At 52.3% G+C, this 14,518-nt stretch carries 14 protein-coding genes; 13 read left to right on the top strand and 1 reads right to left on the bottom strand.

All coding sequences use genetic code 11. The annotated features are described in order from the left end of the window. Positions 1-167: 167 nt before the first annotated feature. The 13 genes from H8S44_RS08860 (at position 168) to rlmH (ending at position 12,899) form a co-directional block, all read left to right on the top strand. Positions 168-815 (top strand): redox-sensing transcriptional repressor Rex, encoded by a 648-nt coding sequence (locus tag H8S44_RS08860; protein WP_186872175.1) that lies wholly within the window; start codon positions 168-170, stop codon positions 813-815. A 113-nt stretch (positions 816-928) separates the two neighbouring features. Next, complete coding sequence (alr, locus tag H8S44_RS08855) at positions 929-2,101, top strand: alanine racemase (RefSeq protein ID WP_186872174.1); 1,173 nt, start codon at positions 929-931, stop codon at positions 2,099-2,101. A 97-nt stretch (positions 2,102-2,198) separates the two neighbouring features. Then, positions 2,199-2,546, top strand: coding sequence for a type II toxin-antitoxin system PemK/MazF family toxin (locus H8S44_RS08850; protein ID WP_186872173.1), 348 nt, complete (start codon positions 2,199-2,201; stop codon positions 2,544-2,546). A 100-nt stretch (positions 2,547-2,646) separates the two neighbouring features. After that, positions 2,647-3,375, top strand: a complete 729-nt coding sequence (locus tag H8S44_RS08845; RefSeq protein ID WP_186872172.1) for a YebC/PmpR family DNA-binding transcriptional regulator — start codon at positions 2,647-2,649, stop codon at positions 3,373-3,375. Positions 3,376-3,389: 14 nt separating this feature from the next. After that, the gene (locus H8S44_RS08840; RefSeq protein ID WP_186872171.1) at positions 3,390-4,169 is read left to right on the top strand and encodes a CFI-box-CTERM domain-containing protein; all 780 of its coding nucleotides are present in this window, start codon (positions 3,390-3,392) and stop codon (positions 4,167-4,169) included. 69 nt (positions 4,170-4,238) lie between these two features. Continuing rightward, positions 4,239-4,982, top strand: a complete 744-nt coding sequence (locus H8S44_RS08835; RefSeq protein WP_186872170.1) for a ClpP family protease — start codon at positions 4,239-4,241, stop codon at positions 4,980-4,982. 27 nt (positions 4,983-5,009) lie between these two features. Further along, positions 5,010-7,763: an FtsK/SpoIIIE family DNA translocase gene (locus H8S44_RS08830; protein WP_186872169.1), complete on the top strand. Its 2,754-nt coding sequence runs from the start codon at positions 5,010-5,012 to the stop codon at positions 7,761-7,763. A gap of 40 nt (positions 7,764-7,803) precedes the next feature. Continuing rightward, positions 7,804-8,793, top strand: a complete 990-nt coding sequence (locus H8S44_RS08825; RefSeq protein ID WP_186872253.1) for a chitobiase/beta-hexosaminidase C-terminal domain-containing protein — start codon at positions 7,804-7,806, stop codon at positions 8,791-8,793. Between the two features lie 15 nt (positions 8,794-8,808). Further along, positions 8,809-9,111 carry a Dabb family protein gene (locus H8S44_RS08820; protein ID WP_186872168.1) on the top strand — a complete coding sequence of 101 codons (303 nt, stop codon included), beginning with the start codon at positions 8,809-8,811 and terminating at the stop codon, positions 9,109-9,111. Positions 9,112-9,280: 169 nt separating this feature from the next. Further along, positions 9,281-10,165, top strand: coding sequence for a sulfide/dihydroorotate dehydrogenase-like FAD/NAD-binding protein (locus H8S44_RS08815; RefSeq protein ID WP_158364019.1), 885 nt, complete (start codon positions 9,281-9,283; stop codon positions 10,163-10,165). Then, positions 10,165-11,553, top strand: coding sequence for an NADPH-dependent glutamate synthase (gltA, locus tag H8S44_RS08810; protein ID WP_186872167.1), 1,389 nt, complete (start codon positions 10,165-10,167; stop codon positions 11,551-11,553). Before H8S44_RS08815 ends, gltA begins: the two co-directional genes overlap by 1 nt. Before the next feature lie 69 nt (positions 11,554-11,622). Next, positions 11,623-12,423: an MBL fold metallo-hydrolase gene (locus H8S44_RS08805; protein ID WP_186872166.1), complete on the top strand. Its 801-nt coding sequence runs from the start codon at positions 11,623-11,625 to the stop codon at positions 12,421-12,423. After that, entirely contained in the window at positions 12,420-12,899 is a 480-nt protein-coding gene (gene rlmH, locus H8S44_RS08800; protein ID WP_186872165.1) for a 23S rRNA (pseudouridine(1915)-N(3))-methyltransferase RlmH, read from the top strand. Before H8S44_RS08805 ends, rlmH begins: the two co-directional genes overlap by 4 nt. 73 nt (positions 12,900-12,972) lie before the next feature. On the opposite strand, the gene H8S44_RS08795 is transcribed toward rlmH, so the two are convergent. Beyond that, the gene (locus H8S44_RS08795) at positions 12,973-14,382 is read right to left on the bottom strand and encodes an alanine/glycine:cation symporter family protein (protein ID WP_186872164.1); all 1,410 of its coding nucleotides are present in this window, start codon (positions 14,380-14,382) and stop codon (positions 12,973-12,975) included. Positions 14,383-14,518 lie beyond the last annotated feature (136 nt).

The raw sequence follows: 14,518 nt of genomic DNA, 5'->3' as shown, positions 1-14,518 counted from the left end.
ACCCCTATCATTTCTCAATCTTTCTTATTATAACGAATATCCCTGTCCCGGACAAGTAAAATCTAAGATTCTTTCTCAAGAATTCTGTAAAAACATTGACAACTTTTTTCAAAATCGCTTATAATAAAAGCAGTTTTTTGAAAAGAATGATTGAGGGATGTGCAACTATGGAAGAGAGAGAGATCTCAAAAGCAGTAATCAAACGACTTCCGCGCTACTATCGTTATCTGGGTGAACTGATGGAGAACGGCGTGGAACGGATTTCATCCGGCGAACTGAGTTCCCGTATGAGTGTGACGGCTTCTCAGATCCGGCAGGACTTAAATAATTTCGGTGGTTTCGGACAACAGGGCTATGGATACAATGTCAAGTATCTGTATGAGGAGATCGGTAAGATACTTGGACTGGATAAAAAGCATAATATGATCATCATCGGCGGCGGTAATCTGGGTCAGGCTCTGGCCAATTACGTGGATTTCGAAAAGCGCGGTTTCTATATCAAGGGGATCTTTGATGTAAATCCGGTGCTGAAAGGCTTAAGTGTCCGCGGAATTCCCATTCACATGCTGGATGATCTGGAGAGCTTCATTCGGGACGAGCAGATTCAGATAGCGGCACTGACCCTTCCCAAGTCCAAGGCGGAAGAGATGACCGCCCTTCTTGTGAAATACGGTATTAAGGCCATCTGGAACTTTGCCCACATCGATCTGGACGTTCCTTCGGATGTGCTGGTGGAGAATGTTCATCTGTCCGAGAGCCTGATGCAGCTGTCTTACAATATCACCCGGTATGAAAAGGAGCATCCGCGTTCCTGAGGGAGATAACCTTATCCACAGACAGAATAAAAAGGGGAATCCGGTAAGCAAAAGGTGCTTCAGGGCTCCCCTTTTGCATGGGAAAGCATAGTATACAGTTAGGAGCAGAAATTATGAAACAATATAAACGAGTGGCCGCCTATGTGGATCTGGACGCCATCGAAGAAAATTTTGAAGCCATGAAACGGAACCTGGCTCCCGGCACGAAGCTGGCTGCCGTGGTGAAGGCCAACGGCTACGGACACGGAGCCCTTCCCATCGCCCGCATGATTGAAGAGAAAGACTATCTCTGGGGCTTTGCTGCCGCCACCATGGAAGAAGCGGCGGAGCTTCGCCGGAACGGGATTCAAAAGCCGGTACTGATTTTGGGTTATGTGTTCCCGGAAGATTATCCGGAGCTGGTGGAACTGGATGTGCGGGCCACTGTGTTTCGGGCTGATATGGCAAAGGAGCTCTCCCAGGAGGCCGTGAGACAGCAGAAGATTGTAAAGGTACACATCAAGCTGGATACAGGCATGAGCCGTATCGGTTTCCAGGATACGGAGGAAAGCGTCCGTACCATCTGTGAGATCGCCAAGCTTCCGGGCCTGGAGATCGAAGGCCTCTTTACCCACTTCGCCAAATCCGACGAAGCGGATAAAAGTTATACAAAGATGCAGTTAAAGAGGTACCTTTCTTTTGCGGAAAAATGTGAAAGGGCAGGCGTTCATTTTCCTATCCGTCACTGCTCCAACAGTGCAGGAATCATCGACGTGCCGGAGGCTAATCTGGATATGGTACGGGCAGGCATCACCGTATACGGCCTGTACCCCTCCGATGAAGTAAAGAAAGAACTGGTGCCTTTAAAACCGGCCATGGAGATCCGGAGCCATATCGTTCATGTAAAAGAGATCGAAGCCGGGACCCAGGTCAGCTACGGAGGAATCTATCAGGCCAGAGACAGACGGCGTATCGCCACGGTTCCAGTGGGTTACGCGGACGGTTATCCCCGCAGCCTCTCAAACTGCGGCTATCTGCTCATAGCTGGAAAGCGAGCCCCCATCTGCGGCAGAGTCTGTATGGATCAGCTCATGGTGGATGTGACGAATATCCCTGAAGCCAGAGCAGGGATGGAGGTCACCGTCTTTGGACGGGATCACGGTGCCTTTTTATCTGTGGATGAGCTGGCAGGGCTGTCCGGACGCTTTAACTATGAGTTTGTCTGCGATATTTCCCAGCGTGTTCCCCGGATTTATCTACGCCATGGAAAGGTGTCTGAGGTACACGATTTTTACAGCCCCAGTTAGGGAACCCGTTCCTTTGTATACATTTCCGCATTTTGGAAATACTTGAGATGTGGCCGTGAAAGCGGCAGAGTATTTTTAAAATCGGAGTGTGAAAAATGTGATAATCAGACGGGGCGATATCTATTATGCGGATCTTCGGCCGGTCATCGGATCGGAGCAGGGCGGTGTCCGTCCGGTTCTGGTGATTCAGAACGATACCGGGAACCGGCACAGCCCCACGGTCATCGTGGCGGCTATCACCTCAAAGATGAATAAAGCTAAGCTTCCCACCCATGTGGAGCTCAGCACCAGACAGTGCCAGATCGTGCGGGACTCCGTGATCCTGCTGGAACAGCTGCGAACCATTGATAAGCAGCGGCTGCGGGATAAGATCTGCCATCTGGATGAGCTTTCCCTGAAACGGGTGGACGCGGCTCTGCTGGTAAGTCTGGAACTGCATACATAAGACTTGCCATCTGAAAAAATTAGTGATAAAATAGATAAGAACGTCTGCCGGGAGAACAGGTCAGACGTAAAAAGTACAGGAAGAATAGGAGTGTTTTATCATGTCAGGACATTCAAAATTTGCGAATATTAAGCATAAAAAAGAGAAGAACGACGCAGCAAAGGGAAAGATCTTTACCATTATCGGCCGTGAGCTGGCCGTAGCCGTAAAGGAAGGCGGCGCAGACCCCAATAACAACAGCAAGCTCCGTGATGTCATCGCCAAGGCAAAGGCAGCGAACATGCCCAACGATACCATCGACCGCGGCATCAAGAAGGCTGCGGGCAATGCCAACGCCGTAAACTATGAGTATGTATCCTATGAAGGATACGGTCCCAACGGTATCGCCATCATCGTAGATGCGCTGACCGACAATAAAAACCGTACCGCAGCCAATGTACGGAGTGCCTTCACCAAGGGTAACGGTTCCATCGGAAACCAGGGCTGCGTATCTTATATGTTCGATAAGAAGGGACAGATCATCGTGGACCGGGAAGAGTGCGATATGGAGCCGGACGATCTGATGATGCTTGCCCTGGACGCGGGTGCCGAGGATTTCTCCGAGGAGGAGGACAGCTTTGAGATTCTGACTGATCCAGATTCCTTCAGTGAAGTGCGCGCGGCACTGGAAGAGAAGGGAATTCCCATGGCAGAAGCTGAGGTTACCATGATTCCTCAGACTTATGTAACACTGACAGATGAAGATGCCATCAAGAATCTTCAGAGAACCCTTGACCTGCTGGACGAGGATGACGACGTCCAGAACGTGTACCATAACTGGGACGAGTAGGGAGGAGTACATATATGGATCTGGTAGCATACGGAGAAAGCTATAATCAGGCGATGCAGGGCATCGAGGACATGCTGCTTCAGGAAGAGAACCCCATGGCATCCTTTAAGAAAAATGTCTATCCGGAGGCTTTTCAGGCTTATCTTCGCAGACACATGGATACCATTCAGGCCATAGAGGCCGTATACCAGCAGGAGGAGAATCCTGCCGCATGGACAGAGAAGCTTGCGGAACGGCTGGTAACTGCCGCTCAGACAGAGCTTGAGAATATCCCCAAAAAGGGAAAGCGCAGCGAACAGCAGATTAATTACAATATGCTGCTTGCCATCTATGTATTTCCGGCGATTCTGGAAATGAAGGGCCAGTCTGCGGATCCGCTGACTGACGCCATCATTGAAAAATGGAATACCACTTTCCGCACTGCTGTGGGAAAGGCCGATTACGAGAAGATCGAAAGCGGTTTCCACCGCAAGTTCTGTTATATCACCACCGCAGCCTGCGAGAGCCAGGGAAAGACAGACGACTGCTATGAGCTGGAGCTCCTGCGGTCCTACCGGGATGAGTATCTCATGAATACAGAGGATGGGGAGGCGCTGGTAAAGGAATACTACAATATCGCGCCGACCATTGTGAACCGGATTGGACGTCAGGAAAACAAAGCGGAGATCTACGCCGGTATCTGGGACACCTATCTGACCGACTGTATCCACCTCATTGAGGAGAAGGAGAATGAAGCCTGTCAGAAGTGTTACATGGATATGGTATATGATCTGAAGCAGAAATACATGGCTTAAACAGAGTATAAACACCCTGGTCCTTCGGCATACTAAAGAAAATGTATGCAGAAAGGCCAGGGTATTTTTATGGAAAAGAGTATCAATTCAGACAACGAAGCAAAGAAGGAAACAAGACAGGCAGCAGCTAACCGTTCCCCTCAGGCAGAGGACGATGGACAGCTGACACTGACGGACGGAGAAACCAGGATCCATCTGCTGAATATCATCGGCGAGGTCGAGGGTCATGAGTGCCTTCCGGCCTCTTCCAAGACCACCAAGTACGAGCATGTGATTCCTCAGCTGGCGGCACTGGAGGACAGCAGAGAGCTCCAGGGACTTCTGGTGCTCATCAATACAGTAGGAGGCGATGTGGAATCCGGGCTTGCTATTGCGGAGCTGATTGCTTCCTTAAGCAAGCCCACCGTGTCCCTGGTACTGGGCGGCAGCCATTCCATCGGTGTTCCCCTGGCCGTATCCGCGGACTATTCTCTTATTGTCCCCAGCGGAACCATGATGATTCACCCGGTCCGCATGAACGGACTGATCATCGGTGTGCCACAGACCTTCGACTATTTTCAGAAGATTCAGAACCGTATCTCCGATTTTATTGTGGGACATAGCCATATTTCCATCCAACGGCTAAACGCGCTGATGATGGAGACCGGGGAGCTGACTAAGGACGTGGGCTCAGTGCTGGTGGGGCCACAGGCGGTAGAAGAGGGGATCATCGACGCCGTAGGCGGCATCCGGGAGGCCTTTGCTGCCCTGAAGAGACTCATCCGGGAAAATGATGCGTGGACAGACCCGCATGAAAATGCTATAATAAAATGAATTGTGTTATGGGAGGACAAAAATAGAATGGCTTCAGGTAACTCCGGCAGCCGCCGGACCACCACACGAAAGAAAACCGCCGTCTCGAAAAAAACAGGCGGAAGAAATACAGGAAAAAGAGCGGCGGCGAAACGCCGGGAGGAAGACGCATTTATCCGGGACGAGGTGATCGTTCTGGTTCTTTTTGCCGTGTCCATTTTACTGCTTCTCAGTAATTTCGACATCGGCGGAGCAGCCGGGAATCTGGTCAGCAGCCTGATGTTCGGCCTGTTCGGCGTCTTTGCCTATGTGCTGCCCGTGGTGTTGTTTCTGGTGACGGCCTTTTCCATCTCAAACCGGGACAATACCATCGCCGCTGTGAAGGTGGGCGCCATGATAGTCGCGGGTTTCCTGCTCTGCGCCCTGTTCCAGCTTGTGGGGGGCGCAAAAGACGATATCAGTACTGCAGCTGATTTTTACGCCTATTCTGCAGAGCATAAAACCGGAGGCGGCTTCTTCGGCGGCATCATCTGCAAGGTTCTGACCGGAGCCTTTGGTACTGTGGGAGCCTGGATCATTCTTCTGGTTCTCTTTATCATCTGCGCGGTCATTATCACAGAGCGCTCCTTTATCGGAGGGGTCCGCACCGGAAGTAAAAAGGTATACGACACAGCCCGGGAAGACGCCATTCGTCACAGAAAGCTGGCGGAGGAGCGAAGAGAAGCCAGACGGCAGGCTCAGGAGGAACAGGAAGCCCGGGAGGAAGAGGAGTGCAGGAAGGCCCGCATCGAACACAGAGTGTCCGGTGTGGCCTTAGGCGAAACGGCCCTTTCAAAGCCGGAACCGGATTCCGATCTGAAGCCGGAGCTGTCCCCGTCCGCTGCTCCTGTCAAAAACTATACCGATGAAATGCGGGAGATTACCCTTCCCGATGCTGATTTCCAGAAGACAGATGACAGCTTTTCGGAATCTGCCGGGCTTGAAAGCTCCGGAAGTTTCGATGCGCAGCCGGATCTTAAAGATCTGGATGACATGTTCCGGATCCCCATTCACAGAGCACGGTCCGTTCCGGAGCCGGAACAGGAACCGGATCCGGAAGAAGAATTTGCTTCCTATCAGGAAGCGCCAGTCGCAGAACCTACGGTTTCTCCTGCTCCCATAATATCTAAATCCACATCTTCCGACCACCCCCGGACGCCTTCGACTGAGAGCCATTCCAGTTCTTCAGGTTCTCCGGTTTCCGGAATAACAGGGAAGCCTGCCGGGCAGGTCGAAGGACAGACTTCAGGCCCTGTACCGGATCATACGGTTCCACAGAAGCGTATGTACATATATCCGCCCTTACGTCTCCTAAATCAGGTGCGGCATGAAGAAAACAAAGACACCGATCGGATTCTCCATGAGACAGCCATCCACTTGCAGCAAATCCTTCGGGATTTCGGCGTAGGCGTCACAGTGACCGACGTAAGCCAGGGTCCTGCCGTTACCCGCTATGAGCTGCAGCCGGATCAGGGCGTGAAGGTCAATAAGATCGTCAGCCTGGCCGACGATATCAAGCTGAATCTGGCCGTCACCGACGTCCGGATCGAGGCCCCCATCCCCGGCAAGGCAGCTGTGGGCATCGAGGTCCCCAATGCGGAGAATTCCATCGTATCCTTCCGGGAACTGGTAGCCTCCCAGGAGTTTAAGAATCACAAATCCAAGCTGGCCTTTGCCGTGGGAAAGGATATCGCCGGAAAGATCATGGTGACGGACATCGCCAAGATGCCCCATCTGCTCATCGCCGGAGCCACAGGTTCCGGTAAGTCCGTCTGTATCAATACCCTGATCATGAGTATTCTCTACAAAGCCGCGCCTGACGAGGTGAAGCTTATCATGATCGATCCCAAGGTGGTGGAGCTGAGTACCTACAACGGCATTCCTCATCTTCTGATTCCGGTGGTCACCGATCCGAAGAAGGCGGCAGGAGCCCTGAACTGGGCCGTAGCTGAGATGACTCACCGATACAAGCTTTTTGCGGAATACAATGTCCGGAATCTGGCCGGATATAACGAGAAAATCCGGAATATCGAACAGATCCAGGATGATACTAAGCCCCAGAAGCTGCCCCAGATCGTCATCGTAGTGGACGAGCTGGCGGACCTGATGATGGTGGCTCCCGGCGAGGTGGAGGATGCTATCTGTCGTCTGGCCCAGTTGGCCCGGGCGGCCGGTATTCATCTGATCATTGCCACCCAGCGTCCCTCTGTCAATGTCATCACGGGTTTGATTAAGGCAAATATGCCGTCCCGTATCGCCTTCGCCGTATCCTCCGGCGTGGATTCCAGAACCATTCTGGATATGAACGGCGCGGAAAAGCTGTTGGGAAAGGGCGACATGCTCTTTTATCCCTACGGCTATCCAAAGCCCGTCCGTGTCCAAGGTGCCTTTGTCTCCGATGAGGAGGTCAGCACCGTGGTGGAATTCCTAAAAGAGAACAATACCGGTGTCACCTACCGTGCGGATGTGGAAGAGCATATTAACGCGCCCCAGACCCCAGAGACCGAAATCGCCTCCGGCAGCCAGAGCGACAGTCCTGAACGAGATCCCCTGTTCGCGGAAGCCGGAAAGTTTATCATTGAAAAGGATAAGGCCTCCATCGGTATGCTGCAGCGATGGTTCAAGGTAGGCTTTAACCGGGCCGCCAGGATCATGGATCAGCTTTCCGACGCCGGAGTGGTGGGAGAGGAAGCCGGAACCAAGCCCCGGGAAATTCTGATGACCATGGAAGAGTTTGAACGATATCTGGAGGAATACGCCTGATGGGCTTTTCTGACAGACTGAGACAAAAGAGAGGAACCCTATGAAGTGTCCAAATTGCGGCCATGAGCTGAAACCGGGCCTAATTTACTGCGAACACTGCGGTCATGAGATTCAGATCGTTCCCGATTACGATCCCATAGACGAGCTTCTGATTGGCCGGGAGGAGCCCGGCGAGTCGAAAAGTGCAGCTGAATCACAAACAGAAGAACGAACGGTCATCCACCCGGAGGATGACGGACAGAAAACACATACGAAAAAGAGTAGGCTTTCTGAAAAGAAGAAACGTCTCCATCTGGGACTCTGGCAGAAGTGCGCCCTGACGGTGGCCGTGCTTTTTATCTGCTTCGGTGCTTTTTACGCTTCCTATTCCGCTATGACCAGCGACAACAGCTACGCCTGGCAGCTTCGGAAGGGCCGAAGATACGTGGAAAAGCAGGACTACAAAAAAGCCATTCTGCACCTTCGACAAGCCCAGGAACTCCAAAGTGAAGCGGAGGGCAGCGATGTGGAGCCTTTGCGTCTTCTGGCACAGGCCTATGGAGCACTGAACGCCAAGGAAACCGCTGTCAGCTGTATGGAGGATGCCCTGAAGCTGGAGGCGTCCGCCAGAGGAGACAGCGATATTCTGAAAGATCTGTATCTGGAAATGATGGATCTGCTTAATGAAACCGGGCAGACGGAGCTGGTCGGTTCCATCATCGAGGAATGTCCCTACAAAGATATTCAGAAGACATTGCTTCCTTATCGGATTGAAAAGCCTGCCTGCGATACTCCCGAGGGCAGCTACAGCTATTATCTGCGATTAAACCTGTCCGCAGAGTACGGCACCATTTACTATACTCTGGATGGAAGTGTTCCCACCAGGGACAGTACCCGCTACGAAGCCCCCATTGAACTGATGGAAGAGGGCGATGTGCTCTTAAGTGCTGTAGCTATCAATAAAAAGGGCATGATCAGCGAACCGCTGGTTCTTGTATATAAACTGGATTTCCCCAGCGTCAAAAACGCGCCCGAGGATCCGGAGGAATAAAGGAGGAGAAAGATTATGGTAAAGCATCTTGTTATGTGGAATTTCAAAGAGGATTTTCCTGAAGAGCAGAAGGAAGCGGTGGCAAAGGAAGCGGACGCCCGTCTGAAGGCGCTGGTGGGCCAGATCAAAGGCCTGACCTTTGCGGAAATGAAGCTGAACAAGCTTCCGGGGAGCAATCGGGAGCTGCTTCTGGTATCCGATGTGGACAACGCCGAGGATCTGGCAGCCTATCAGGTACATCCGCTGCATGTGGCCGTGGCCACTGAAGTCATCAAGCCGGTGACCTGCGATCGGGCCTGCTTTGACTATGAAGTGTAACATCAGCCTGTCAATGGATTGTATCCTTAAAAAATCATTACAAACAGTTGAAATCTGCGTAATTTTGCATTATTATAATAATGATGAGTTGAATTTGGCCGTGGGAAGACTTCCGACGGCCCTTAAGCGGGTTTGAAAGATCCGTAGATTATACTCCAGGAGGAAACGTATGTTCAAGATTGTAAAAGCAGAGCAGCTCTCTGCAAACGTTTACAAGAAAGTTGTCCTCGCTCCGAGAGTGGCAGCTTCTTGTCAGCCGGGACAGTTCATTATCGTAAGACTGGATGAGACAGGGGAGCGTATTCCGCTGACTATCTGTGATTATGACAGAGAGGCCGGAACCGTTACCATCGTATTCCAGCCCATCGGCGTATCTACCAGCAAGATGGTAGACCTGAAAGAGGGAGATTATTTCCTCGATTTTGTAGGACCGCTGGGACGTCCGTCCGAGCTGGTTACCGACGACTTTGAAGAAGTAAAAAAGAAAAAAGTTATCTTCATCGCAGGCGGCGTAGGTACCGCTCCGGTATATCCTCAGGCAAAGTGGCTCCATGATCACGGCGTAGAGTGCGACATCATCATCGGTGCCCGTTCCAAGGACATCCTGATCATGGAAGAAGAGATGAGCAAGGTCGGCAACCTGTATCTGTGTACCGACGACGGAAGCTATGGCTTCAAGGGAGTGGGTACCGCTATGCTGGAGAAGCTGGTAAGCGAGGGTCATCACTATGACCTGTGTGTTGCCATCGGACCGATGATCATGATGAAGTTCGCCTGTCTGACCACCAAGAAGCTGGGCATTCCCACCATCGTCAGCATGAACCCGATCATGGTAGACGGAACCGGTATGTGCGGAGCCTGTCGTGTGGTAGTAGGCGACGAGGTTAAGTTTGCCTGTGTAGACGGACCGGAGTTTGACGGCCACAAGATCGATTTCGATCAGGCGATGAAGCGTGCAGCTATGTATAAGACAGAGGAAGGCCGCCGCATGCTTGCATACAAAGAAGGAAAGACACATCACGGCGGATGTGGAAATTGCGGAGGTGACAAGTAATGGCTGACGTATTAAAGAAGGTTCCGGTAAGAGAGCAGGAGCCGAAGGTTCGTGCTACGAACTTCGATGAGGTTTGCCTTGGTTACAATAAGGACGAGGCAGTAGAAGAGGCACAGAGATGTCTCGGATGTAAGAAAGCAAAATGTATGGAAGGATGCCCGGTACAGATTCATATTCCGGATTTCATCGGCGCAGTAAAGGAAGGCGACTTTGCGAAGGCATATAGCGTTATCAGCGAGTCTTCTGCGCTTCCGGCTATCTGCGGACGTGTTTGTCCCCAGGAGAGTCAGTGCGAGGGACGCTGCATCCGCGGTATCAAGGGCGAGGCAGTTTCCATCGGTAAGCTGGAGCGTTTCGTAGCTGACTGGGCAAGAGAGCAGGGCATTAAGCCGGCAGCTCCTGCAGAGAAGAACGGCAAGAAGGTAGCAGTCATCGGTTCCGGCCCGGCAGGTCTGACCTGCGCAGGCGACCTGGCAAAGCTGGGCTACGATGTAACCATCTTCGAGGCACTGCATAAGGCAGGCGGCGTTCTGGTATACGGTATTCCGGAGTTCCGTCTTCCGAAGGACGGCGTCGTACTTCCGGAGGTAGAGAATGTGAAGTCTCTGGGCGTAAAGATCGAGACCGACGTTATCATCGGCAAGTCCGTTACCATTGATGAGCTGATGGAGAAGGAGGGCTTCGACGCGGTATTCATCGGTTCCGGCGCAGGACTTCCGAAGTTCATGGGAATCCCGGGTGAGACAGCCTGCGGCGTATTCTCCGCAAACGAGTTCCTGACCAGAAATAACCTGATGAAGGCCTTTGATGAGAATTACGATACCCCGATTTTCCACGGCAAGAAGGTAGCCGTAGTCGGCGGTGGCAACGTAGCTATGGACGCTGCCCGTACTGCACTGCGTCTGGGCGCTGAGGTACATATCATCTACCGTCGTTCCGAGGAAGAGCTCCCGGCACGTAAGGAAGAAGTACATCATGCTAAGGAAGAGGGCATTATCTTCGATCTGCTGACCAACCCGGTAGAGATTCTCGAGGACGAGAATGATTGGGTAAAGGGTATCCGCTGCGTTCGCATGGAGCTTGGCGAGCCGGATGCTTCCGGAAGAAGACGCCCGGTAGAGGTAAAGGGATCTGAGTTCGATATCGACGTCGATACCGTTATCATGTCTCTGGGAACCTCCCCGAATCCGCTGATTTCTTCCACTACCAAGGGTCTGGAAATCAATAAGAGAAAATGTATCGTTGCTGCAGAGGATACAGGAGCTACCTCCAAGGCCGGCGTATTCGCAGGCGGAGACGCTGTAACAGGCGCAGCTACCGTTATCCTGGCAATGGGCGCAGGCAAAGAGGCTGCAAAGGGCATCCACGAGTATCTGAGCCAGAAATAAATAAAAACAACAGAAGCCCCGGGGCATCCATGGATGTTTCCGGGGTTTTTGAATACGGGAGGATTCCACATGAAACTTACAATTCTCGGAACCGGCAACGCGCTGGTAACTGAATGCTATAATACCTGTTATGTGCTGACCGGAGAGGAAGGCCATCTTCTGGTGGACGGGGGCGGCGGCAGTGAAATCCTGGCAAGGCTGAAACGGGCCGGAATCGACGTCAATGAGATCCACCATATCTTTGTAACCCATAAGCACATCGACCATGTGATGGGCATTATCTGGATGATGCGTGTGATCTGTCAGAATATGAACGCGGGAAAATACCAGGGAGAGGCTTATATCTACGCCCACCAGGAGCTAACCGAAATGCTGCTGACCCTGGCAGAGATGCTGCTGAACAAAAAAGAGACGAAGCTCATCGGCGACCGGGTACACCTGGTTCCCGTGGCCGACGGCGAGCGGAAGATAATTCTGGGGCACAACTACACCTTTTTCGATATCGGCTCCACCAAGGCAAAACAGTTTGGTTACATGCTGGATCTGGGAGATGGCCGAAAGCTCACCTGCTGCGGCGACGAGCCTTACAATGACCGGGAAGAAAAATACGCGGCTGACAGTGACTGGCTGCTCCACGAGGCTTTCTGTCTGGACGGACAGGCAGATATCTTTCATCCCTACGAGAAACATCATTCCACGGTCAAGGACGCCTGTGAGCTGGCGGAACGTCTGCATGTGAAGAACCTGCTTCTCTATCACACCGAGGACAAGAACATCGACCGCCGTCAGGAGCTGTACCGGGCGGAGGGTGAACAATACTTTACCGGGAAGCTTTACATTCCGGAAGATATGGATGTCATCGAATTATGAAAATCACCTGTGTAGTCGTGGGAAAGATCAAAGAAAAATATTTTACGGACGCCATCAAAGAATATTCCAAGCGTCTCAGCCGCTACTGCAAGTTGGAGATCCTGGAGTTGGCGGACGAAAAGACCCCGGACGGAGCCAGCGAGGCCGAAGAACTGGCCATCCGGGAAAAGGAAGGCGAGAGGATCCTGAAAGCCCTGAAGGACGATGCCTACGTCATCGCCCTGGCCATCGAAGGGAAGATGCTGGATTCTGTGGAGCTGTCCCAGAAGATCGAGAGCCTGGGTGTCGGCGGCACCAGCCATATTGCCTTTGTCATCGGCGGTTCCCTGGGCCTGGCCCCGGCTGTGATGAAGCGCGCGGATTACGCTTTAAGCTTTTCCCGTATGACCTTTCCCCACCAGCTCATGCGGGTGGTACTGCTGGAGCAGTTGTACCGGAGCTATCGGATCATGAAACATGAACCCTATCATAAATAATTCGTTAAATAAAAAGTAAAGGGACTGTTGCATCACATTTTGCGACAGCCCTTTTTGATTTTGGAATAGATACCTACAGAGTCTTATCGTGCCGGTGGTTCTGCTCATAGTCCTTCAGGCTTTCAATCACCTTTGGAGACAGTGGAATCAGCGCCATCATATTGAAGATGGTCATAAGGCCGATGCCGATGTCGCCCAGATCCCAGACGAAGGTATAGGCAGCCAGTCCACCGATGAAAAGCATCACCAGGGCCAGTACCTTGTAAAGAGCCTGGCAGATCCAGTTATCTCCAAAGAGATAGGCCACATTGGAACGGGCATAAAACAGGATTCCGATAAAGGTGGAGAAGCTGAACAGCCACAGGATGACGGCGATAAAGATCACACCGATCTCGCCGATGTGGTAGCGCATGGCGGTCTGTAACAGATCCATGCCCTGGAGCCCATCGGTCAGCGTGGCAGGAGTCAGAAGCATAATCAGGGCCGAACAGCTGCAGATGAGCAGAGTGTCGATAAAGACGCCCAGGGCCTGCAGAAGGCCTTCCTTTGCCGGATGGCTGATGTCAGCCGCTGCGGCCGCGCAGGGGGCGGAACCGCTTCCTGCTTCGTTGGAGAAGAGGCCGCGCTTGATACCGTTCATAACGACCGCGCCCATACCTCCGGCCGCAGCCTGACGAAGTCCGAAGGCTTCCTGAAAGATCCGGGCGAAGACCGCCGGAACCTGTCCGATATTTTTAAAGATAATAAAAAGTGTCAACAAAAAATAGAAGCCGGCCATAATCGGAACTACCAGATCCAGTACCTTTACAGTGGCGTTTTTCCGAAGCACAATGAAAGCTGCCACCAGAACCAGTATGATGGTGGTGTACAGCGGCGGGATGTGGAAGGCGTTCTGAAAAGCTGAGGATACCGAGTTACCTATGACCTGGCTGATACCGCACCAGCACAGGAGACCGGAGAGGGCAAAGAGCGCCGCGATGACGGAACGCTTCTTTTTGCTTCCGGGTTTCACAAACAGGGCGTGAATATAATAGGCCGGACCGCCCCGGAAGCCGCCGTAGAGGGGATCCCGCTGCTTGTAGATCTGGGCCAGTGTGGCTTCCGCGAAAGCGGTGGAGGAGCCCAGAAGGGCCATTACCCACATCCAGAAGACTGCGCCCGGACCTCCGGCGGATATGGCGGCCACCACACCGATGAGATTTCCCATGCCCACCCGGGTGGCCGTGGAGACGATCAGGGCCTGAAGCCCCGAGATTCCGTCTTTGTGCTCCGGACTGCGCTTTTCGATGGAGACCCGAAGCATCTCCGGGAAAAGCCGGAAGGGAAGTCCCCGGGTCCGGACGGTAAAGTAAATTCCTGCCGGGGCCAGAAGCAGCACCAGCAGCGAAAGCCCCAGAGAGCTTCCGCCGGGCAGCGGAATCGTGATGAGATCGCCCCAGAGAAAACTGTATATTTGATGAATCAGTGCCGTTACGTGTGTCATGTCTAACTACTCTCCCTTTTTCTGTCATATTCTCCAGTATAACCGATCCGGAAAGGTTTGTATATTCGTTTGTATATTGAAACCGGATTTTTTTTCTGTTAAAATAACGAATAGTATTATTTTAGAAACCAGGAGC

It is taken from the genome of Anaerosacchariphilus hominis (assembly GCF_014290175.1).
GTDB lineage: Bacteria > Bacillota > Clostridia > Lachnospirales > Lachnospiraceae > Laedolimicola > Laedolimicola hominis.
Note: the sequence above shows the minus strand (reverse complement) of the source record. Positions and strands in the feature narration are given on the sequence as shown.